Annotated in this window: 19 protein-coding genes, 1 tRNA gene, 1 pseudogene and 1 riboswitch; of the genes and pseudogenes, 15 read left to right on the plus strand and 6 right to left on the minus strand. The window is 39.2% G+C overall.

Annotated features, from left to right (window positions below; all coding sequences use genetic code 11):
- Window positions 1-450: 450 nt before the first annotated feature.
- Entirely contained in the window at window positions 451-834 is a 384-nt protein-coding gene (locus HY841_01025; GenBank protein MBI4929317.1) for a hypothetical protein, read from the plus strand.
- A gap of 29 nt (window positions 835-863) precedes the next feature.
- On the opposite strand, the gene HY841_01030 is transcribed toward HY841_01025, so the two are convergent.
- Window positions 864-1,583, minus strand: a complete 720-nt coding sequence (locus tag HY841_01030) for a hypothetical protein (protein MBI4929318.1) — start codon at window positions 1,581-1,583, stop codon at window positions 864-866.
- 103 nt (window positions 1,584-1,686) lie between these two features.
- Window positions 1,687-1,886, plus strand: a riboswitch (cobalamin riboswitch).
- Between the two features lie 154 nt (window positions 1,887-2,040).
- On the opposite strand from HY841_01030, the gene HY841_01035 reads away from it, so the two are divergent.
- The 9 genes and pseudogenes from HY841_01035 to HY841_01075 all read left to right on the plus strand — a co-directional run bounded on the left by HY841_01035 (window position 2,041) and on the right by HY841_01075 (window position 9,649).
- On the plus strand, window positions 2,041-4,203 hold the full coding sequence (locus HY841_01035; protein MBI4929319.1) for a TonB-dependent receptor: 2,163 nt from the start codon (window positions 2,041-2,043) through the stop codon (window positions 4,201-4,203).
- A 24-nt stretch (window positions 4,204-4,227) separates the two neighbouring features.
- The gene (locus tag HY841_01040) at window positions 4,228-4,815 is read left to right on the plus strand and encodes a hypothetical protein (protein ID MBI4929320.1); all 588 of its coding nucleotides are present in this window, start codon (window positions 4,228-4,230) and stop codon (window positions 4,813-4,815) included.
- 10 nt (window positions 4,816-4,825) lie between these two features.
- A complete protein-coding gene (locus tag HY841_01045; protein ID MBI4929321.1) occupies window positions 4,826-5,338 on the plus strand; it encodes a bifunctional adenosylcobinamide kinase/adenosylcobinamide-phosphate guanylyltransferase in 513 nt (170 codons plus the stop codon).
- Window positions 5,335-5,985, plus strand: a complete 651-nt coding sequence (locus HY841_01050) for a diphthine--ammonia ligase (GenBank protein ID MBI4929322.1) — start codon at window positions 5,335-5,337, stop codon at window positions 5,983-5,985. The genes HY841_01045 and HY841_01050 overlap by 4 nt, the downstream gene beginning before the upstream one ends.
- Window positions 5,986-5,989: 4 nt before the next feature.
- On the plus strand, window positions 5,990-7,045 hold the full coding sequence (gene cobT, locus HY841_01055; GenBank protein ID MBI4929323.1) for a nicotinate-nucleotide--dimethylbenzimidazole phosphoribosyltransferase: 1,056 nt from the start codon (window positions 5,990-5,992) through the stop codon (window positions 7,043-7,045).
- Window positions 7,038-7,802, plus strand: a complete 765-nt coding sequence (locus HY841_01060; protein MBI4929324.1) for an adenosylcobinamide-GDP ribazoletransferase — start codon at window positions 7,038-7,040, stop codon at window positions 7,800-7,802. Before cobT ends, HY841_01060 begins: the two co-directional genes overlap by 8 nt.
- The gene (gene cobC / locus HY841_01065) at window positions 7,787-8,383 is read left to right on the plus strand and encodes an alpha-ribazole phosphatase (GenBank protein MBI4929325.1); all 597 of its coding nucleotides are present in this window, start codon (window positions 7,787-7,789) and stop codon (window positions 8,381-8,383) included. Before HY841_01060 ends, cobC begins: the two co-directional genes overlap by 16 nt.
- 445 nt (window positions 8,384-8,828) lie before the next feature.
- Window positions 8,829-9,116: a hypothetical protein gene (locus tag HY841_01070; GenBank protein MBI4929326.1), complete on the plus strand. Its 288-nt coding sequence runs from the start codon at window positions 8,829-8,831 to the stop codon at window positions 9,114-9,116.
- Window positions 9,113-9,649: pseudogene (locus tag HY841_01075) on the plus strand (recombinase family protein). The gene HY841_01070 and the pseudogene HY841_01075 overlap by 4 nt, the downstream one beginning before the upstream one ends.
- Before the next feature lie 1,042 nt (window positions 9,650-10,691).
- Here HY841_01075 and HY841_01080 read toward each other — a convergent pair.
- Together HY841_01080 and HY841_01085 are read right to left on the minus strand one after the other, a co-directional pair.
- Window positions 10,692-10,776, minus strand: a tRNA-Ser gene (locus HY841_01080).
- A gap of 93 nt (window positions 10,777-10,869) precedes the next feature.
- Window positions 10,870-11,043, minus strand: a complete 174-nt coding sequence (locus HY841_01085; GenBank protein MBI4929327.1) for a hypothetical protein — start codon at window positions 11,041-11,043, stop codon at window positions 10,870-10,872.
- 104 nt (window positions 11,044-11,147) lie between these two features.
- Between HY841_01085 and HY841_01090 the strand changes: the two genes are divergently transcribed.
- The 3 genes from HY841_01090 (at window position 11,148) to HY841_01100 (ending at window position 15,134) form a co-directional block, all read left to right on the plus strand.
- Window positions 11,148-12,623: a GWxTD domain-containing protein gene (locus HY841_01090; protein MBI4929328.1), complete on the plus strand. Its 1,476-nt coding sequence runs from the start codon at window positions 11,148-11,150 to the stop codon at window positions 12,621-12,623.
- 69 nt (window positions 12,624-12,692) lie between these two features.
- A complete protein-coding gene (locus HY841_01095) occupies window positions 12,693-13,721 on the plus strand; it encodes a glycosyltransferase family 2 protein (GenBank protein MBI4929329.1) in 1,029 nt (342 codons plus the stop codon).
- A complete protein-coding gene (locus tag HY841_01100) occupies window positions 13,722-15,134 on the plus strand; it encodes a glycosyltransferase family 39 protein (protein MBI4929330.1) in 1,413 nt (470 codons plus the stop codon). It abuts the gene before it with no gap.
- Here HY841_01100 and aroQ read toward each other — a convergent pair.
- Window positions 15,131-15,553 carry a type II 3-dehydroquinate dehydratase gene (gene aroQ, locus HY841_01105; GenBank protein ID MBI4929331.1) on the minus strand — a complete coding sequence of 141 codons (423 nt, stop codon included), beginning with the start codon at window positions 15,551-15,553 and terminating at the stop codon, window positions 15,131-15,133. The two genes, HY841_01100 and aroQ, sit on opposite strands and share 4 nt — an antisense overlap.
- Before the next feature lie 57 nt (window positions 15,554-15,610).
- Window positions 15,611-17,311 (minus strand): tetratricopeptide repeat protein, encoded by a 1,701-nt coding sequence (locus HY841_01110; GenBank protein MBI4929332.1) that lies wholly within the window; start codon window positions 17,309-17,311, stop codon window positions 15,611-15,613.
- A gap of 55 nt (window positions 17,312-17,366) precedes the next feature.
- Here HY841_01110 and xerD point away from each other — a divergent pair, with 55 nt between their 5' ends.
- Window positions 17,367-18,275 (plus strand): site-specific tyrosine recombinase XerD, encoded by a 909-nt coding sequence (xerD, locus tag HY841_01115; protein MBI4929333.1) that lies wholly within the window; start codon window positions 17,367-17,369, stop codon window positions 18,273-18,275.
- A 255-nt stretch (window positions 18,276-18,530) separates the two neighbouring features.
- Here xerD and HY841_01120 read toward each other — a convergent pair whose 3' ends face one another.
- A complete protein-coding gene (locus HY841_01120) occupies window positions 18,531-20,219 on the minus strand; it encodes a fused MFS/spermidine synthase (protein ID MBI4929334.1) in 1,689 nt (562 codons plus the stop codon).
- A 371-nt stretch (window positions 20,220-20,590) separates the two neighbouring features.
- On the opposite strand from HY841_01120, the gene HY841_01125 reads away from it, so the two are divergent.
- Window positions 20,591-22,513 carry a T9SS type A sorting domain-containing protein gene (locus HY841_01125; GenBank protein ID MBI4929335.1) on the plus strand — a complete coding sequence of 641 codons (1,923 nt, stop codon included), beginning with the start codon at window positions 20,591-20,593 and terminating at the stop codon, window positions 22,511-22,513.
- The last annotated feature ends 154 nt before the right edge of the window (window positions 22,514-22,667 follow it).

Below are 22,667 nucleotides of genomic sequence, written 5' to 3' on the forward strand. Positions count from 1 at the left end.
GAGAAAGAGATTCCTCTCTATGAAAATTACAGGTGATAGAGTTTTTCTATTGTACATTTTTTAAAAATTGTAATTCTTTTTTCTGAAAATTCACGATGCAAATAAACAGAGAGAAAAACTTCTGCACAATACCGCAAAGTAGGTATTTAGAATAATTCTAAATAAAATACCAGGAATTAGGTATTCAAGTAGTTATGAGGTAACTACTTTTGGGATGTTCTGATAAGCAAACGAAGAAAAATTGCGTGATAAAACGGTAAGTAAGTTACTTTTGTTCCACGAATTCTAAAGCATGAGAAAAATTTCAGAAAAAAAACCGGGCAGAGAAGACAGGTATAAAATGGAAACTTGGGATTATGTATTGACGATCATAATTGCTCTGATAGTAATCGGCTTTATCATTTTTTTAACGGAGATATTTTGTTGAGCGCAGGGAATTATGATTGCTTAATGAAAAAACTCCGAACCAACATCAACGAAAAATGGGTGGATGAAAATAATATCCTGCACATAAAATATATTGAGGGAGCTGTAGTGGATATGCCCGCCATCAAAAAATCAACAGAGGAGAATCAAGCACTCTTGAACGGAAAGAAAGAGTTCGTGCTTTGTGATGCACGGGCTTTTTTTACAGTTACTCCAGACGCTCAAAAATATGCCCACCACGAGATCATGAATAAAACGAGAGTAGCTACAGCTGTGGTTTCAAACAAGGGATTTGTCCGTTTGCTGGTAAATTTCGCAATACAATTCTCCAAACTTAGGTCTTCAGTAAAAATGTTCAGCAATGAAAAGCAGGCACTAAAGTGGTTGTACGAATTAAAGTCAGGTTGATTTTTTTAATGGCGATATTTTTGAGCGCATTATTTAGCGCAGTTACAACAAGGAATTTTAATTTTTTCTCTTCGGAATTTAAGTTCTTTCGTGTCATTAATGTTTTCATTCGCCTTGCAGTATTTCATAAGGTCAATAATGCCAATTGCAGGTTCTATACTACCTATTGTTGATTTAAAATTTTCGAGAGAATCATTAATTTGCTGTTCCGAATATTCATCATTTTGATACATAAAGTATTTGTTTCTTGATATTTCAAATACAAAAATTCTTGCAAGATTAATATTGGGAATATTTTTTAATTTTTTATATAAATCCAATACTCCATTTTCATTGTCTTTTATATTGCCGATTTGATAGACTAACCTTTTTTCTCGACTGGCTATAATATCCTCTTTTCTTTCTTTCCTTTTTTCAATGCCTTCTTTTATTTCATCATGAATAATTTTCCCAGCGTCAAATAAAATTTCGCCATCTGTTTTTTGTGGAGCGGTTTGTTCTTGTGGACTTATGTTGTCGGGTGGATTTTCTTTTGTAAGATATGGGAATGCAATAATTGAGATTCCAATTATTAATAGAATAACAACGATAGCATTAAATATAAGATTTGCTTTTTTATTGCTTTTACTCTTAAATAGTTCTCTTGTAAAATTTGTTACATACTCAGTAGCAAATAATTTTAAGAGTAAGAGAGTAATTGGGGCTACTGTTAAAATTCCACCGATAATATTTTCAGTTATGTTTTCCATGAGGCAAATATCTTACATTCTTATTAATAATTGCCGATAGATTGAAAATTTGTGCTTTATTAAAACTTTCTATCTTTGCCTCATTATATGTTCTTTCTGTTGTTCAATCATCTATAATTTAGGTGCTCCGATTCCAAGTCGGAGATAATAGGGAACCGTGTGAGAATCACGGGCTGTCGCGCAACTGTAATCTCGTCCCATCTATGGGAAGCGCTTCTGACAAATTTATGCCACTGCTTAAATGCGGGAAGGCGGTCAGAAGTCGGGAAAGTCAGGAAACCTGCCTAACTGTTTGATGACTTTATTGCTTCCGCGAAATGGAGCATAGGTCAGGTTAGATGGAATTTTTCCTCCCGGTGAATCGGGATTCCATACACTTCCTTTCTTATTCTGTTTTTTGGTTTGCAATAAAAGAGCAACTGTTATTGCATTATTAACCATTTAAAACCAAAAAACAATGAAACCAAAAGCAATCCTTGTGGTTACAGTGTTAGTAGCTTCGCGATTAAGCTACTCACAACAGGTTGACACTTCACAAACAGTGGAGTTGAAACCAGTAACCGTTACTGCCACACGCAGTGAAAAAAATCTAATTGATGTAGGTCGCAGTGTAACTGTAATCAGTAATGCAGACATTAAAAACTCGGGAGCTAATTCATTAGCGGAGTTTCTAACCATGCAGGAAGGAATTTTTGTAGTGGGTGGTCAGCAAAATCCTGGTAGTTTGAACAACCTCTTTATGCGCGGGGCAAACGGAAACCAAACCGTGATAATGGTTGATGGTATCCGAATCACCGACCCATCTTCAACAGATAATTCCATTGACTTATCGGAACTCTCACTCTGCAATATTGACCGTATTGAAATTGTTCGCGGTTCACACAGCACCCTATATGGTTCATCCGCGATTGGCGGGGTAATTAATATTCTCACCAAAAAGAACAATGAAAAACCCGGAGTTCATACCGATGCCGAAGTAAAAGGAGGTGCTTTCAATAACAATGGATCTGTACTCTCTCAAAATATTTTGCTCAATTACACCCACAAAAACGGGTTCTATATAAATGGTGAAATGTATAATACAGGCAGTAAGGGATTTAATTCCACAGTTGACACAGCCATAACTCCGAATACCTACAAGCATCCCGATATGAGCGATGGATTTAACAAACTTGACCTCATAGGAAAGATAGGATATACAAATGAAAAACTTGATGTGTACGCTTCGTATAAAAAAGTACAGCAGAAAGTAGATATAGACAAAGGTGCTTTTCAGGATGATGATAATTACATCATTGATTTTAAACGCAACTTTTTTACTTATGGAGCTTCCTATAAATTCAATAATAAATTTTCTGCTTCTTATTATGGCGGGACGAGTGATATGATAAGAAAAGCCCTTGATGATTCTTCTTTAACAAGCAGTTCAGGGGTTTATGACCATAACTATTATTCGGCATCGTACAAGGGAAATATTTCAAGCAACGATTTACAATTAAACTATCGCACAAAAGGAATTGACGTTGTGGCGGGTGGTAATCTTTACAAAGAAACCATGACCGCGCAAACCTATTATTATTCCACAGGGTTTGGAGTGTATGAATCAAAAAGTAATTGGGATTCTCTGAAAATAAATTCCCAAACCTCGAATGGATTTATTCATACTGATTTGAACGGCATATTGCTGAATGAAAAATTATCGCCTGTATCACTTGGACTTGGCGGAAGGTTTGTGAATCACAGTATTTTCGGAAATGTGTTTACCTATGAAATAAATCCATCCCTGAAACTTTCTAAAGATGCGCTCTTGTATTTCTCTTATACCACAGGATTTAACGCACCATCGCTTTACCAATTATATTCACCCGATAAAGATTTTGGTTCGGGCATAACTCGCGGAAATAAAACGCTGAAGCCGGAAGAATCACAGTCGTTTGAAATAGGAATAAAGCAAAAAGTAAACAATCAGTTTTCGTACTCAGTGGCATATTTTAACACGGAAGTAAAAAATGTAGTTGACTACGTTTACCTGTGGGATAAATCAAAAGCGATTGATTCCATCTCCTTTGGCGATTACAAAGGAGATACCTATATAAATCTTGGTACTCAATACGCTCATGGCTTTGAATTCTCTCTTACTTCAAAGATTTCCGAAAAGTTGATTTTGTCAGGAAACTTTTCCGTTGTTCAGGGGAAAATCAAGTACAATCCTTCAGGCATTGATACTACGCATACAGGAGGAAATCATATTCAATTATTTTTCAACGGCTCATTCGTTACAAAAGAAACAGAATCCATAGGATTGGTACGCAGACCAAATACAGCCAATGTTTCTATCACGTATATGCCTGTAAAAAAACTTGCTTTGCGTATAGATGCCCGGTTTGCAGGAGCGCGCAGCGATATTTATTATGATGCCGCGCTTGGACCCTTCGGAGCGTTAAATGCAATGGGTGTAGAAGATTATACCTTGCTTGATTTTTCAGCACGATATGAGATCATAAAAGGATTTACCGCTATGGTTCGGATAGAAAATATTTTTGATGCGAAGTACACCGAAATAAGAGGATACGCAACTCGCGGCAGAGGTATCTACGGAGGAATCAGGTATTCATTTTAAAAAATAACAACTAAATCAATAACTATGAAAACAAAAATCAATCCCCGCTTTATTATTCTGCTCCTTTTAATAGTCGTAGCAGTCGCAATGCGTTTTATAACAGAACTGAAATACAGCACGCTGATTAATTTCACCCCCATCGGGGCAGTTGCTCTTTTTGGCGGAGCATATTTTTCAAACAGATGGAAAGCAATTCTGATTCCATTGCTTTCACTATTTATCAGCGACCTGCTTATAAACACCTTGTATTACAATGGACAATTCGGGATTATGTACGATGGGTGGTATTTGGTATATGGCTCGTTTGTCCTGATGGTATTTTCCGGAGCGTGGATTATAAAAAAGGTAAACATCAAGAATGTGCTGTTGGCATCCGTTGTCGTTTCAATAGCGCATTGGGTAATAACCGATTTTGGAGTATGGCTCGGCACTTGTACCGACATTACAACAGGGCAGTTATACACCAAAGACATTCAGGGTTTGATTAAATGCTATACGCTTGCTTTGCCCTACATGAAAAGTTTTTTTCTCGGCACAATATGTTATAGTACTATAATGTTCGGTGCGTTTGAACTGGCGCAAAGAAAATATCCTGTTTTAGCTGTTAAATAATTCTTAGGGGATGATAATTCTTATAACAGGCGGGGAGCGTTCAGGCAAAAGCAGTTATGCTCAGAAATCAGCATTGTCATTATCTGAAAATCCTGTGTATGTGGCAACCGCAAGGAAATGGGACGGAGATTTTAAAAAGAGAATTGAACGCCACCAAAGCGAAAGAGACAACAGATGGACAAGCATTGAGGAAGAAAAATACATCAGCAAACCCGAACTGGCAGATAAAGTTGTAGTGATAGATTGCGTTACATTATGGCTGACTAATTTCTATGCGGACACCAAATACAATGTAGAGGAATCATTAGTTCAGGCAAAGGCGGAGTTTGAAAAAATAAAACTCCTGAAAGGAATTTTTATTTTTATCACGAACGAAATCGGTATGGGTGTTCACGCTGAAACAGAAATCGGAAGGAAGTTTGTCGAATTGCAGGGCTGGATGAATCAGTACATCGCCCAAAATGCGGAGGAAGTTTTTTTAATGATTTCAGGAATACCAGTTAAAATAAAACCTCTGAAATGAATACGGTTTGCAGTTGGAGTGGCGGTAAAGACAGTTGTTTTGCGCTTATGCAGGTAATTCAGCAGGGGTATATACCGAGTGTATTGTTGAATATGATGAACAAAAACGGAAAAGTTTCCCGCTCTCATGGATTGCCATTGGAAATTCTTCTGGAGCAAGCGGAACAAATGCAATTGCCTCTTATGGCTGTTCCGGCTTCATGGAATGATTATGAAAATATTTTTATTGATACGTTGAACAAATTAAAGCTGGAGTATAAACTTGATGCTTCTGTATTTGGCGATATTGATTTGCAAGCTCATCGGGATTGGGAGGAAAAAGTTTGCTATGCAGCCAGCATAAAAGCCATTTTGCCATTATGGAAAAGAAACAGGAAAGAACTTGTGTTTGAAATGCTTGATGACGGAATTGAATGTATGATTGTATCCTGCAATGTTGTGATGGGAGAAAAATACTTAGGAAGGATGCTTACAAGTGAACTTGTTGATGAACTGGAATCAATAAGCATTGACCCCTGTGGTGAGAACGGAGAATTTCATACGCTGGTTGTCAATTGCCCTTTATTCACTAATAGGATTTCAATACCGCAGTACACCGTAAACACACATAAAGATTATTGTTTTATAAATTGGAAAAATAATACTTAGACCCATGTTACCATTCAAAATTGAACCAATCAGTCATAACCTTCAGGAGCAACTGAAACACAAAATTAATTTTAAAACCAAACCGCTTGGATCATTAGGCAGATTGGAAGAAGTCGCTTTACAAATCGGGCTTATTCAAAATACGCTTACTCCTGCACTTGTGAATCCGCATATCATTGTTTTTGCGGGTGACCACGGTGTGGTCGAAGAAGGCGTTAGCGCATATCCCCAGGAAGTGACTTATCAGATGGTGTTTAATTTTCTAAGCGGTGGAGCAGCAATAAATATTTTCTGCAAACAACATGGAATAAAAATAAAAGTAGTGGATGCAGGTGTAAAGCACAAGTTTGAACCGCATCCGGATTTAATCATTTCCAAAATAGATGAAGGGACAAAAAACTTCACTAAAGAACCTGCCATGAGTATCAAATACGCTCAGAGGTGTATTGAAAAGGGCGGGCAGATTGTGGAGGAAATCCACAAAACAGGTTGTAACATAATAGGATTTGGCGATATGGGAATCGGAAATACCACTTCTGCTTCTGCTTTGATGCACGTTTTTACAAAAATTAATTTACAGGAATGTGTCGGTAAGGGAACAGGCATAGACAATGACAGTATTAGTCATAAAGCCGATGTTATTCAGAAAGCAGTTGCCACTCATGAAGATTGTAATACACCGATGAAAAAACTTGCAGCGTTCGGTGGTTTCGAGATCGCACAAATGGCAGGAGCAATGCTGAAAGCAGCCGAGTTGAAAATGATAATAATGGTTGACGGTTTTATTGCCACTTCTTCTTTCCTTGCAGCGAATAATATTGATAGTAATGTTCTTGATTATGCAATTTTTTGTCATCAGAGCGAGGAAAAAGGGCATAAGTTGATGTTAGAGTATTTAAAGGCAAAGCCTCTGATGAATTTGAATATGCGTTTGGGCGAAGGAACAGGTTGTGCAGTAGCATATCCCTTTATCCAGTCGGCTGTGAAGTTCTTAAATGAAATGGCGAGCTTTGAAAGTGCAGGAGTAAGTAACAAAGAAGATGTTTCAGTAAATGCTTAAAAAAGAAATCAGGATATTTTTTACAGCATTGATGTTCTTCACACGGATACCATGTCCAAAGTGGATTGACCATTCTGAAGAATACCTTTCTAAAAGTTCGCGATATTTCCCGCTTATAGGAATTATTGTCGGAGGCATTGGAGCATTGGTATATTACAGTTTCTCTTTTATTTTTCCTCATCCAATTGCTATCCTGTTAAGCATGGTCAGTACCATTCTTGTCACAGGAGCATTTCACGAAGATGGGCTTGCCGATATGTGCGATGGATTTGGCGGTGGATGGACTAAACAGGATATTTTGAGAATAATGAAAGATTCCCGGACAGGAACGTATGGGGTAGTTGGATTGTGTTCCATGCTTGCAATAAAATTTGCCTCTCTGTATTATATGGATTCCAAACTCATCCCTCTTGTGCTTATTGCAGGACATTCTCTAAGCCGTTTCGCGGCTTCTACATTATTATACACGCTTGATTATGTGCGGGAGGATGCAGATAGTAAAGCTAAACCAGCAGCAGGACGTATATCGGCATTTTCATTATGCGTAGGTGCAGTTTTTGGCATAATTTCCTTAGCCCTATTTTTCAACTACTATGTTTTTGCTTTGCTCGTCCCTGTATTTATTGCAAGATGGTACTTAGGGCATTACTATAAAAAATGGATAGGAGGACACACGGGTGATTGCGGAGGAGCCACACAGCAAATCTGTGAAGTAGTATTTTATTTAAGTTTTATAGTCCTATGGAAGTATATCTGATTCGGCATACAGAAACTATACTCGGTAAAGATTATTGCTGTGGACAAAGCAATATCCCACTGCAAAGACCATTTCTTGCTACTCACGATAAGATAGTCAATAACTTAAAAATTCCAAAAGCTGTTTTGTATTCAAGCCCATTAGAGAGATGTAAACAACTTGCCAATCATTTTAGAATGTATAATGAATCTATTCAAAAAATGCATTTCGATGACCGCCTTAAAGAAATGAATTTTGGAGATTGGGAGATGAAAAAATGGGATGAAATAAATCAGGAGCAATTAAATAAGTGGATGGCAGATTTTGTAAATGAAAAAGCACCTCGTGGCGAATGCTTTATTGATTTAAATGAACGAGTGAAGGAATTTTTTAATGAAATGATCCTTTCCTCCAATAATGAGAGCGAAGCGATAGTGATAATTACACACGCAGGGGTTATCCGTTCAATACTTTGTCAAATACTTGAAATTCCTTTACGAAACGCTTTTAAAATGCCGATTGACTTTGGAAGCACCACGAAAATCAGTATCGATAATAAATCTTGCTATCAAAATATCGGATATATAAATCGAATGGTATAGTTTTTCGTTATATCTTATTTACCACACAATGCTCCCGCAATCTCCCCTCGGTTCTCCGCGATTCTCCCTAATCCTCCGCGATTAATGCAATCGGTTTGTGGTTTCCCCGATATATACCCGAGATCGTCCCATAAAAGTCACCTAATAGATTCTACTTTTTTCAGAAGTATCCTTTCGGGCTTTAGAATGTTATTATCTTCTGTTGTGGTAAATATTTTTATCCTAAAGTAATATGCTTTCCCTTCGGAGACACGCTTATTTCCCCTGCAATTACATTCGGTTCGTTTGCGAATCTACAAGGGGGTATAACAGCCCTTATAGGTATGCGAAAATCATTTGAGATGTCCAAATCATTTCAGAGAATCTTTTGAGCTGATAATATCCCCTGAATTCAGGAGGTACACTCAAAAGGATTCCCGAACATGGTCGCGAAACAGCAACCTCAATGAAAATAAGGATAACCATAAAAACCATTTACAAAATGACAACAGGAAAAGTTGGTTGCACGGAAATCATTATCAGCGATGAAGAATTGATGCGGATAAATCCTGAAAAGAAACCGCTCACAGTTGAAACACTCCGAACCTTTAAGGGAATGGAAAACCTATCCGATGAGGAAGCACAGGAAATTATTTTTTCATTAGAAACCTTCTGCATCATTTTACTTGAAGCAGTAAAAGCGCAAACGGAAAAGGAAGAAGCAAATATTAACCAACTAAAAATAGCAGCATGAGCAACTCAGATGTTTTACTTGCCTCACGGTTCGGAAAAGAAAGCCGAACCACCATGAGCAAAAATGCTACCACCAACGTGGTGGTTTACACCCGCGTTTCAACAAAGGAACAGGCGGACAATAATCTTTCGCTGGATACCCAGCGAAGAACGATTGATGAATTCTCTAAACGAAATGGAAAAAATGTTCTTGCTTACTTTGGCGGAACTTATGAAAGCGCAAAGACCGATGGGCGAAAGGAATTTCAGCGAATGCTGGATTTCATTAAAAAGAATAAGGGCAAAGTAAGTCAGATACTTGTTTATGCCCTTGACCGATTCAGTCGCACAGGTGGAGGAGCAATAAAACTCGCGCAGGAACTTCGTGAGAAACACGGAGTGGAAGTTTTTTCGGTAACCCAGCCAACGGATACAAGTATTCCAAGCGGTGCTTTTACTCAGGATATTCAATTCATATTTTCTCAATTCGACAACCAACTGAGAAGGCAAAGAGTAATTGCAGGAATGACGGAAAAATTCAAACGAGGGGATTGGGTGGTGAAACCTCCGCAAGGATACGACATCATCAAAATAAATGGGAATAGAAAAATTGTGGTGAATGAAGAAGGAAAGAAAATCAAACTGGCATTTGAATGGAAGGTTCAGGGATTGAAGAACGAGGAAATTGTCGACAAGCTGAATGCGATGGGCGTAAAAATGTATAAACAGCAACTCCACAAAATTTTCATTAACCCTTTTTACTGCGGAATAATTTCTCATGGAATGCTTCACGGAAAAATAGTGAATGGGAAACACGAAGCAATGGTAAGCAAAGAGCTTTTCCTGAAAGTGAATGACATCGTTTCTGGTTCAACCCGGTATGGAGTTCCGCACAAACTGGAAAATGACAACGTACCCCTGAAGGTTTTCACCCGATGCCAGCGTTGCGGAACACCCTTCACAGGATACCTTGTGAGGAACAGGGGGCTTTATTATTACAAATGCCGAAAGAACGGTTGCGGAAGCAACACAAGGGCTGATATCCTCCATGAACGCTTCGGATGGAAACTGGCGGAGTATTCCCTTTGGCAGGATGCTGTAAACCCCCTTCTATTTACCCTTCATTACGCCCATGAAACTTCCATCAAAGGCAATCAGGAGCGTGAGCAAACCCTGAAAGCCCGCCTTACCGAAGTGACCAAGAAAATCGATACCATCGAAGAGAAGCATTACGTTACAGGCGAAATGAATAAGGAGGCATTCGATAGATTCAGGGAGCGGTATAGGGTAGAAAGGGAAGCTATAATGCGTGAATTGGGTAATTGCGGAAATGGGGGTTCTAACAAATTATCTGCCCTGAGAAAAGCGATTGCAATGGCAACGCAACTCCCTAATATTTGGGGACTTGTGCCGATAAAAGTGAAGGAGTTATTTCAGAAATTGGTGTTTCCTGAAGGGATTACCTATGAAAAGACAACGGAGGGAGTTCTAACAAATAAAATTAATTCCGTGTTCGCCACAATAGCCAATGTTTCAAAGAGTTGCGTGGGCATTAAAAAAGGGACTCCCCCCTTTTTATGGGGGAAGTCCCTTTCAGCGGAGGGAGAGGGATTCGAACCCCCGCTGGTATTACCCAGGCCTGTTTTCAAGACAGGTGCAATCAACCGCTCTGCCATCCCTCCAAAGGTCGTACTAAATTATTCCTTTTTCTTTCAGGTAAATATAACCATTGATTGTTTTAAAAAAGAATTCTCGTTTTACTGCTTCTTCTTTTATTAAATATTCTTCGTGATAATGTAAAATAAATGGTCTTCTTCCTTTCGTTGATTTTTCCCGTCCATTGTTGTGCCTGCCATCCCTCCAATGGTTGCCTCAGATGAATTCCGATAGCTATCGGAGGAGTCCGTCTTTAGGCGGACAAAAATAGAATTTTTCTTTACTTCATTCACAAACCAGCCACTTACTAACAAATATCAACCAGTTACTTTTTTCAACTTATATAGTGAAATCAGTAGCATTATATTTGATACATTAGCAACAGAAACCGGCAATCATGAAAAAAATATTCATCCTTCTGTTTTTGTCTGCAAGTATTGGAAACGCAAACGCGCAAATCACTGCGTACTTTTCCAATTGCACATTTAATACGCCCGATAATAAACCTTTCGTGGAAACGTATCTTTGTGTTCTTGGCAATTCTGTTTTATTTAAGAAGAATGCGAAGGGCAAATATCAGGGGCAGGTGGAAGTAGGAATTCTTTTTTCAAAGAACGGACAAATAAAAGCGTCTAAAAAATATAACCTGCTGAGCCCTGAACTGAGTGATACGCTTAACCGCCCCAGTTTTATTGACCAGCAGCGATTCCCTCTTGATACGGGAACGTATGACATTGAACTTATGATTACAGATAAAAACAGTAACGGAAAAACTTTTTCCATGAAGGGAGAAGTTGAAATTGTTTTTCCTGTTGATAAGGTTACTGTTTCATCCATAGAACTGCTTTCTTCTTTTTCAAAAGCGGCAACAAGCAGCATACTTTCAAAAAACGGATATGACCTCATACCCTATACTTCCGATTTTTATCCTGAAAACATAAACGAGTTTTCTTTCTATGCAGAAGTGTATAATTTAAAATCTGTTTTAGGAGAGAATGAAAAGTTTCTTATCAGCTATTATATAGAAACGTATGAAAATAAATCACATCTGGCAAAATACACCGTGTCGAAACGAGAAACAACAAATGTTGTAAGTATTATTCTTTCTAAATTTAATATTGAGAATTTAGCCAGCGGCAATTATAATTTTGTAATAGATATCCGGAACAAAAGCAATGAACTGATTGCTCAGCGTAAAACTTTTTTTCAGCGAAAGAACGCAAACGTGAAATTTGATGTGTCCGATCTGTCTGCTATAACTATCGAAAATACGTTTGCCGCCCGAATATCAGGCAAGGATACAATCAGCGATTTCATCCGCTCGCTTCGCCCTATTGCTTCTGAAGCAGAAAAAGGTTTTTTGGATAATCAATTAAAGCTGGCTGATACAAAACTTATGCAGCAGTTTTTTTACAACTTCTGGTTATCGCGCAGCCCGCTGGCACCGGAAGAAGCATGGAATAAATATTACCAGAATGTGCAAGCCGTAAATGCAAAATTCGGATCGTTCAATTATAAAGGATATGCCACTGACAGAGGCAGGGTTTATTTACAGTACGGACCGCCTGATAAAAGAGAAGAAGCTCCCAGCGAACCCACCGCATATCCCTATGAAATATGGGTTTATTATAAGTTGACCGACAACAGCAAATTAAACCCGAACCAAACAAATAAACAATTCATTTTCTACAACCAGGACCTTGTGACAAATAAATTTCAGTTATTGCATTCTGATGCCCTGAGTGAGATCCATGACTCGCAATGGCAAATGAAGTTACACAAACGCACTGTTCAGTCTAATGATTTTGAGCATCTCAATGCCCCCGAACACTACGGTGGTAATTCGAATGATGAATTCAAAAATCCTAAGTAAGATTGTTGATGTTTTTTGTTATTGGGTTCCCTCAATAATCGTGAACTATTAACGTTTAACTTCGCAAATATGCGAATTGCCATTGCCATCCTTAACTGGAACGGGAAGCATCTTCTCGAAAAATTTCTTCCTGATGTAATAAAACATTCTCCTTCCCATGCAGAAGTATATGTGATTGACAACGCCTCTACTGATGGCTCTGTAGAATTTTTGAAATCAAAATTTACTGGTGTAAATATCATTTGTAATTCTATAAATTATGGTTTTGCCAAAGGATACAATGAAGGGCTGAAAAATATTTCAGCGGATTATTTTATACTTCTTAATTCAGATGTGCAGGTAACTCAGAACTGGATTGAACCGGTAATTTCTTTAATGGAAGCAGACTCAACCATTGCCGCCTGCCAGCCCAAGATTTTGAATTACACTATCCGGGATGAATTTGAATATGCTGGAGGTGGCGGAGGATTCATTGACAAGTGGGGCTACCCTTTTTGCAGAGGAAGATTTTTTGATTCTTTTGAAAAAGACAACGGACAATATAATGATGTAATGGAAATTTTCTGGGCGAGTGGTGCCTGTCTTTTTATCAGATCAAAAATATTTTTTGAAGCAGGGAAGTTAGACGAAGATTTTTTTGCGCATATGGAAGAGATTGACTTATGCTGGCGAATGAAGAACATGGGCTACAAGGTGATGTATTGTCCGCATTCTGTTGTTTATCACGTTGGCGGTGGAACCCTTTCGAAAATTTCTGCAACAAAAACATTTTTTAATTTCAGGAATAATCTTATTCTTCTGAGCAAAAATCATGCGCCTGAATATTTTCGGATAAAAATTTTGCTTCGTTTGAAAATGGATGCATTAGCTGGTTTGAAATTTCTTTTCTCGGGGCAAATAACACATTGCATCGCTGTGATCCGTGCTCACTGGAATTTTTTCGGATCGCTTGGAAGAACATTGAAAAAACGCAAAGCCATGAAGAAAAGAATTAAAAGTTATACCTCATCTGCGGTTTACAGGAAAAGCATTGTGGTTGAATATTTTATCAGGAGGATAAAGAAATTTTCTGATTTAGATAAAACATATTTCGGATAATTGAAAAATTTTATTCTAAAATATTTTTCCGACATACGATTCTGGATAGTATTTTTCTTTCTTATCCGACTTTACGGCATCACGGACCCGCCACTTGAAATCGGTCACAACTGGAGGCAGGTGACAGGCATCATGGTTTCAAAAAATTTTCTGGAAGTTGATAATAATATTCTTTATCCAAGAGTAGATGAGACGGGAGAGAAATCCGGAATAATTGGAATGGAAATGCCGATAATGAATTACATGATTTATATGATTTCTTATGTCTTTGGCTTTAACGACTGGTATGGAAGGCTGCTCAACCTGATTGTATCCTCGATAGGCACATTCTATTTTTTTCGATTAGTAAAAGTTTTTTCTTCCCCACAAATTGCATTCAATGCCACCATAACATTGCTGGTATCCATTTGGTTTGCGTATTCAAGAAAAACAATGCCCGATACTTTTTCAATGGCTATTGTTATTACTTCATTTTATTACGGACTGCGCTTTTTTCAAACTAATTCTAAAATTGATTTTTGCATCTATGGTTTATTATTGCTGGTTGGAACTTTAAGCAAGATACCTTCTGCTTTTCTTCTTTGCAATCTGGCTTTTCCTCTGCTAACTAAGGGTATTCGCACTACGAAATTATTTTTAGTTCTTGCTGTAACAGCTGTTGTTTTATCCATTACATGTGCCTGGTATTTTTATTGGAACCCTCATCTTTCAGAAACTTATGGCAACTGGTATAATTCCGGAAAGGGTATCACAGAAGGTGTCACGCAAGTAGCGTCAAATTTAGGCGGTGCTATGGAGAAGTTTTATTTCAGCGGGTTAGAAAGTTATGTATGTTTTGCTGTTTTTATTTTCGGAATTGTTGCATTGATAAGAGAAAGAAAAAAAATAGCTTTGACAATGTTGGGAATTAATTTTCTTTTTTTTATCGGTTTCATTTTTAAAAGCGGAGATACATTTTGCACACATTCCTATTATATCATTCCTTTTGTTCCTGTCATGGCGGTTGTGGCAGGATACGCACTGGATAAAATCGCCCGGATAAATAAAAAATACCAGGTGACATTACTCCTGATCATTTCATTGGAAGCTTTAGCTAATCAAAATAACGATTTCAGGTTAAAGGAAGACCAATTGTATAAAATGCAATTAGAAAGTTTTGCAAATAGTATTTCTTATAAAAATGAATTAATTGCAATTAACGGAGGCGAGAATCCGCAATTGATCTACTTCGCTCACCGAAATGGATGGTCTGTAGAAAATGAAAAGCTTTGTGATGAAAAATTTCTAGATGAAATTAAATCAAAGGGATGCAAAGCGGTTATTATTGACAAGCATAAATTTCCAGGCTTTATGGAGAAAGCTCCCTTTGAAAAAATTCTGGAAACGGATGATTTCGTTGCTTATAGACTTTAATTACTTCTGAAAAAACTCTCCACAGCGAGTCTATATGAATTCAAACCAAAGCCTGAAATGCTTCCCTTGCATTTCCCTGCAATGAGAGAGTGATGGCGGAATTCCTCGCGCGCGTAAATGTTGGAGATATGAACTTCAATCACAGGAGTTTTGATGGATGCAATTGCATCGGCAATGGCAACCGATGTGTGCGTGTATCCGCTAGCGTTCAGGATAATGCCGTCAAGAGAAAATCCAGCTTCGTGCAGTTTGTTTATGATTTCTCCTTCCACATTGCTCTGAAAATAATCTATCTGAACGGAAGAGAATTTTTCTCTGAGTGCCACCAGATAATCAGCAAAGGACTGATTGCCGTAAACCGATGGCTCTCTTACTCCAAGCAAATTCAGGTTAGGACCGTTGATGATAAGTAATTTCATTTTCCGAAAATACAAAATAGTTTACCCCGTTGGACAACAGCCAATGTCCTACGGGGTTTACTTCTCATTTCTCTTATCTATTATGTTGTATCCGTTTTTCTCCAGCGCGTTTTTGCAACGGATAAAGTTGATGGTATCTTTTTTTTGCGAGTAATAGGAGAGAAGTTCTTTGTACGATTCAACAAAGTTCGGATTGATTGAAACTGCCTGTTCCCACATCATGCCGGCTTCTTCCATCCTGTTTTCCTGTTTGTAAATAACACCCAGCACGTGATACACCATAAAGTTGGTTGAATTGATTTCAAGTTCCTTGGCAAGCTGGGCTTTGGCTTCTTCAAACCGCTGCATGCGGAAATACATCACGCCTAAATTATAGTGAAGCAATGTTTCTTTCGGATTTCTTTTTATTCCTTCTAGATAGGCTTTCTCCGCATTGGGGTAGTCGCCAAGTTTAGTGAGAATGACTCCGTAATCTCTGCACACCACGGAAGAATGTGCAGAAGTTTCATAGGCATTTTTCCAGTAGTTCAGCTCGCTTGAAAAAACAGGAAGCCGCGTAAACGTGATGACAGAGAAGATTAAAATGACGGTTCCAAAGATTCCAATCAGTAGGTTTTTATTCCTGATAAGATTCTGAACAGGTTCAAGATGAACAAAGGCAAGAAGCAATCCGATGACGGGCAGATAGGAGCGATGCTCCATGCCTTCAAAATAACTGAAGAGCAGAGTAGGGAGTAGGAAAAGAAAAAACCACAGCAGCCCGAAAAGAATTTCTGTCCATGGAATTTTTTTTGTGAAGTAAATTCCTGCACCGAACAATGCCAGCGAAAGCATCACCCATCCGTAGTTTGTATCCTGAACCGATGCCATTACGGCAAGGTTCACAGGAAGGATTGTCTTCTGGAAATATTGCAGCACCAGCGGGAAGTTTTTCAGGAAGGAGTAATACAATGCTCCGCCCCAACCCTCTCCCGACAAGTCGGGAAGGGAGATGTTTTCACCGATGGCAGTTTTTCTTGCAAAATACCACAGAGAGATAATAAGAATATAAGATACAAAATGAGCTGTTTTATTTCTCACGGAAAGGTTTTTTCTGCCCGGAAATAAAATCCAGAAAACACAAAGCAAAGAAAACATCACCGTATTTTCTTTGGTGAAGAGCGCAGCAGTAAAAAATAAAATATGGAACAGTGTATTTGAAATCCTTTCCTCGGGAGAGGATTTAAGAGAGGTCGTCTTCAGCAAAAAATAAAAACTCCAGAGGACAAATCCGCAGGCAATGGAATCATTTCTTCCCGGAATCCAGCCAACCGCCTGAGTGAGCAACGGATGAACGGCAAACAATAAAGAAAAAACAAAGGACAGAGGCGGAGGAATTTTCAATTGCAGAAGCAGGAACAACAGCCCGGCAACTGCCATGAAGTGAAAAAGGATATTGGTGAAATGAAAAACTTTAAATCCCTCTTTCGCAAACTGCGCATCCAGGATGAATGAAACGGTAAGGAGCGGGCGGTAAAATTTTATTGAGCCGGGCGTTTCCACATAATCTTCCGTTTGAAAAACATGCTGTGAAAATGCCTTGGGAATGTTTGATAGTTTTTGGTTGAATTCTTTTTTATTAATTAATAACGATTGTTCATCCAGCCCGATAAACTCATAGGGAAGCGAACGGAAATACAAAACCGAGATCACGCCAGCCAGAAAAATCAGCTGCCATCGGGTTTTGTTAAGAAAATTGTTGATGAGTGGCGGGTTCATGTCAAATGCGAATATACTTCATTCGTATATTCGTAATGATTCATATATGTAAAACATGCAATGGCAAATTTCTATAAAAGGGTTTCAGTCGTTTCTCAAGCTGGAGAAATCGCTGGCTAAAAATTCCATTGTCGCCTATACCGAAGATGTGGAGCGCTTTGTTCAGTTTCTTGCCGACAAGAAATATGATTTGCCGCCCGACAAAATTGAACACAGGCACATGACCGAGTTTGTGAAATGGCTGAATGAGTTGGAGAGAAGCGCCACCACACAGTCGAGGGTGATTTCGGGCATACGGGCGTTTTACAAATACCTGCTTCTCGAAAATCTTGTTACAAAAAACCCCACCGAACTTTTAGAAACTCCCCGGCTGGGAAGAAAACTCCCCGATGTGCTGAATGTGGACGACATTGATCATCTTCTTTCGGCAATTGATATGTCAACACCCAAAGGGCAGCGCGACAGAACCATGCTTGAAACCATGTATAGCTGCGGTTTGCGCGTGAGCGAGCTGGTGAATCTTCAACTATCCGATTTGTTTTTTGATACCGGATTTGTGCGCGTGATAGGCAAGGGAGACAAGCAGCGTTTGATTCCGATTGGAAGTGTGGCGATGAAGTGTATCGGCATCTATAAAGATCAGATACGCATTCACACGGATGCGAAGAAAGGGTTTGAAGATTTTCTTTTCCTGAATAACCGCGGAAGAGGGCTCACCCCTGCCATGGTTTTCATTATCGTTCAGAATGTGGCGGAGAAGGTAGGGATGAAGAAGCACGTGAGTCCGCACACATTCAGGCATTCATTTGCAACGCATCTGGTAGAAAATGGCGCTGACCTTCGCGCGGTGCAGGAAATGCTGGGGCACGAAAGCATCACAACCACCGAAATCTATACGCATCTTGACAGGAAATACCTGCGCGATACGATTGAGAAGTTTCATCCCAGAGCAAGGCGCAAGTAAAGTCAAAAGGTATATTAGACATCTTTCATAATTCAAATAAGAAAAAAATATCTGCCACTAAATCACTAAAACACGAAAGAAACACTAAAAATTCTTTTGTGAAATTTTGTGTCTTTGTGTTTTTGTGGCATAAAATGAATTATGAAAGAAATCTATTCCCTATTCCAAATTCCAAGGAACAGCCGAAGAAAATGCAATGGCTGTTTTCTTGGGGCTTGATGCTTGGGACTTTTTTCCCTTTAGGGTTAGGGCTTCTTACTTAAACAGTAATTTATCCTGCCCGGAATAATATCCGCTGAGAAAATATTTCATACACGCTTCGCGCCATTGCCTGTTTGCTTCGGCATTCAGAATTTCGAGTTGTGGTTTTTCATCGGTGAGAATTACAGCCTCCCCTAAATCCCCTCCCAAGGAGGGGACTTGCAAATGCAAACTCCCTTCCCTTTGGGAAAGGTTTGAGATGGGCTTTGCCACAAAAAGCAAATTCCTGTAATCTTCCTGTTCGCTGGTCGGAATAAGCTCCACATCAAAACCGGAATTGATTAATGTTTTGCAAACCGAGCGCATCCCCTTCCCTTCTTCGCCATTCCAGAAACCGTTTCCGTTGATGAAAAATGTTCCGCTGTCGGAAAGCAAGGATTTTATCTCGGAGAAAAATTCCGTTGTGAAAAGATGATGTGGATTTACTTCTCCTATGAAAGCGTCAAGAACAACCACAGAATACAATGGTTGATGGTTGATGGTTGATGGCTGATGTTGTTCCATTAACCATTGCCCATTATCCATCATCCATCTTACATAGTGCCTTGCGTCATCAATGTTTACTTTTACGTTCTTATTCAAATCAAAAAACTTTTTTGCGCAGTCAGCCATGCGTTCATCCAATTCAACAGCATCCACTTGAAATCCGTTTTCAGAAAGCTTGTTTGCAATACTGCCTCCGCCCAATCCAAGAACCAATGCTTTTTTTTCTTCTGTCTTCTGAATTCCGCCTTCTCCGCAAGGAGTCCTTCGGACTGAATTCTTTGTCTTTTCCGAAATCAAATCCACATATTCAAAAAAACTTTTCTCTCCTTTCTTATAAGTAACAATTGTTTGTGTGCTGCGATTAACGAAAAGGATGCGCTGATAGCCCACCTCATCCCTCACTCCCTTCTCCTGAAGGAGAAGGGACGGGGTTGAGGCAAGAGGATAATCCGCCACGATAATCTGCCCCAACAATCCTTCGCTGGAATATAAAAGCCTCACCCCATCCCTCTCCGAAGGAGAGGGAGAAGCACGAAAAGAAAAAAATACTGCAAAAAGAAAAATGAGCGAGAAAAAATTTTTCGCTGTGATAAGCTTAACAAAAGGAATGATGCCAAGAATAATTCCCATCACAATAGCGGGTTTTGTCAAGCCGAAATTTGGAATGAGATAAAATCCTAAAAGAAAAGTGGAAATGATTCCTCCAAGCGTGGAAATGGCGTACACGGTTCCTGCAAGCCCCCCCGCCCCCCGAAGGGGGGAATCTTGGGTATCCTTTTCCCTCCCTTCGGGAGGTACGGGGTGGGCTATGCATTGCACAATCATTGGCGAAACCATTCCCATAAAAAATACCGGAGGAAACAAAAAGATAAAAGATGAAATCAAAATGGATGCGAGCAAAGAAAACCCTGCCGTGTGAAGCATTATTTCTTTTGCTGTGAGCGGCATCAGTATTAAAAAGATTGCGGAGGCAAGAAGAACAGCATACAGATTTTTTTCATTGTTTTTCTTCTGCGAAAAAACTCCGCCTGCAAAATAACCCATTGCCAAACCTCCCAGCGTAATGCCCAGCACCGATGCCCATACATATAAGGAAGAACCAAAATACGGAGCAAGCATTTTTGCCCCAAGCAACTCAGCCGCCATTACGGAGGCGCCTTCAAGAAAGGAAAGAAAATAGAAAAGGAATAATGGCATAGGGAATAAAGGTATAGGAAAAATGTAATGCCCTAAATCCCTAAAGGGACTTCGGTGTACGACAAAAATCCGCTTTATAAAAATAAATCTTTCGTGGGCTTTCGTGTTTTAGTGTTTTTGTGGCAAAAAACCACTTGCTACTAAGACACAAAGGCACTAAAAATCACAAAACGGAAATTTGTCGTACGCCAAAGGGACTTTGAGTATTTGAGCTACGTTTGCATACTGCGGTTGTCTTCAGGGAAGGAGCATATTCCTCTCTTTAAAACCTGTGAATATCTATCACTAATATTCTTTTTGGTGGTATGAAAAAAGGTTTTACATTCGCGGACTTAATTCAAAAACATGTCTAACCAAAAACAAAAACAATCATGAAAAAATTACTACTTGTCAGTGCAGTATTATTGACAGGAGCATTAATTGTAAATGCTCAGAACGGAAGAACAGTTCTAAAGTCCTCGCCTAACAACAAGGCAGTACTTACCACTAAATTTCTCCCAATAAATGAAACTGTTTTAAAACCCATGGGCGCACCTGCAGTACACAGGAAAAACCCCGGTGTTATGACTCCTACCATTGTAGGCTTTACTTTTTATGATCTTCAATCAAATAGTTCTACTTCCAGAAGAATTATTGCTTTTGGTGACGGCACTATCTCTTTTGACTGGACAATTGCTGATGCAGGCACACCCTATACTAATCGTGGCTCAGGATGGAATTACTGGACAGGCAGCGCGCTTCTTCTTCCTCCCGTAACAACTCGCTTAGAAACTATTAGAACTGGTTTCAGCCAAATTGGTTATTTAGCCAATGGAAGCGAAGTTATCATGGGTCATAAAGGCGCTCCTTACGATTTCCAAATGGGAACCAATACAACCAAAGGTTCTGCAACATGGACATGGGCAAGTGCAGGAGCCACTTTGACTGCATCTGACGTACAAGGATATACTACTGGAGCATCCAATCAAGCTCTTTGGGGAAGAATTGCAACTGGCGGATGGGATGGAAATTCTATTCATCTCGTTGCAAATTATTTTCCTACTGATGCTTGTGTTATGAAAGGCATAATTGCCCCTATGATTTATTCCCGCTCAAGCGATGCCGGGCAATCATGGGATTATCAATCTGTCATGCTTCCCGGCTATGACAGCGTACGCACATTGGGTGGCGATGCTGAAAGTTACTCCATTGATGCTGAATGGAACACCGTTGCAATTGCTCATGGAGGATTAGGCGAAGACGTCACCTTATGGAAATCAACCGATAATGGCGACAACTGGACGAGGACATTGGTTGATTCGTTCCCTTATGCTCCTTCTATTGATTCTGTTGGAGGACCTACGGACACCGCTAATAGCAATGACGGCAGTTTGTCTGTTGTGGTTGGCCCTACCGGAACTGTACACATTGCTTATGCTACAGAGAGAGTGCTTAATGACGCAGTAATAGGCGATGGTAATTATAGCATTTTCCCTGGCGATGTTGGATTGGTTTATTGGAATGATGTTGCAAAAACCCAAGTAAATGTTCCCATATTGCTGGCTGACATTGATGGCGCTGCAAATGGAGGAAATGGAGACGGCATATATAATGTTGGCGCAGCAACAATGACTTATCAACCCCAACCAGCTGCAAGATATGGAAATAATGCCCTTCTGAATAAGCCCAGCATTTCTGTTGATGGAAACAATGTATTCATTCTTTTCTCTCTGCCAACAGATGCTGATTCTACAGCAGATGGTCAAAATTTCCGTGATGTATGGATTGTGGCTTCACAAGACGGAGGAGTAACATGGGGTTCTGCTCAAAACATTACCTGCACAGTTGGAGAAGAAGAATCATTCCCCTGCCTTGCAAAAAGAGTTGATTCATATTTGTATGTTCTTTATCAATGGGATACTGAACCGGGCACTGCTTTAACAAATCTTGATCCTGACGGTTCAAATGAAATACATTTTATTGCAATTAATAAAGCGAATGTGCTTGCAGGTTCTGCATCATGTAATCCAAATGCAATCAACACGCAAACCACACCTATGTTCAGCGTTGCTCCAAATTTTCCGAATCCTACTAACGGGATGACCTATTTCGAAATAACAATGAGGCAAAATGCAAATGTTACGCTTGAAATTTATAACAGCATAGGAGAGCAAGTTTATGCTTCTGAAAGCAAACTTTCAATTGGCAAACAATCTCTTTCTGTTAATGCAAGTTCTTTGTCTTCCGGTTTATATTTTTATACTATCAAATGCGGAGATGCTTCTGTTAAAGGAAAAATGACAGTTGTTAAATAATTAGAATTTATCACGAATTAAAGTAGGAAGCGAAGGTACAAAGTAACTTCGCCACCTCTCACACCACTGTACATGCTTAGACGCATACAGCGGTTTCATAAAGTTTTAATCGTTTGTAGTTTGCCGATAAACTGTAGTAACCTTCTTTTGCAAA

The organism is Bacteroidota bacterium (assembly GCA_016213405.1).
Taxonomy (GTDB): domain Bacteria; phylum Bacteroidota; class Bacteroidia; order Palsa-948; family Palsa-948; genus Palsa-948.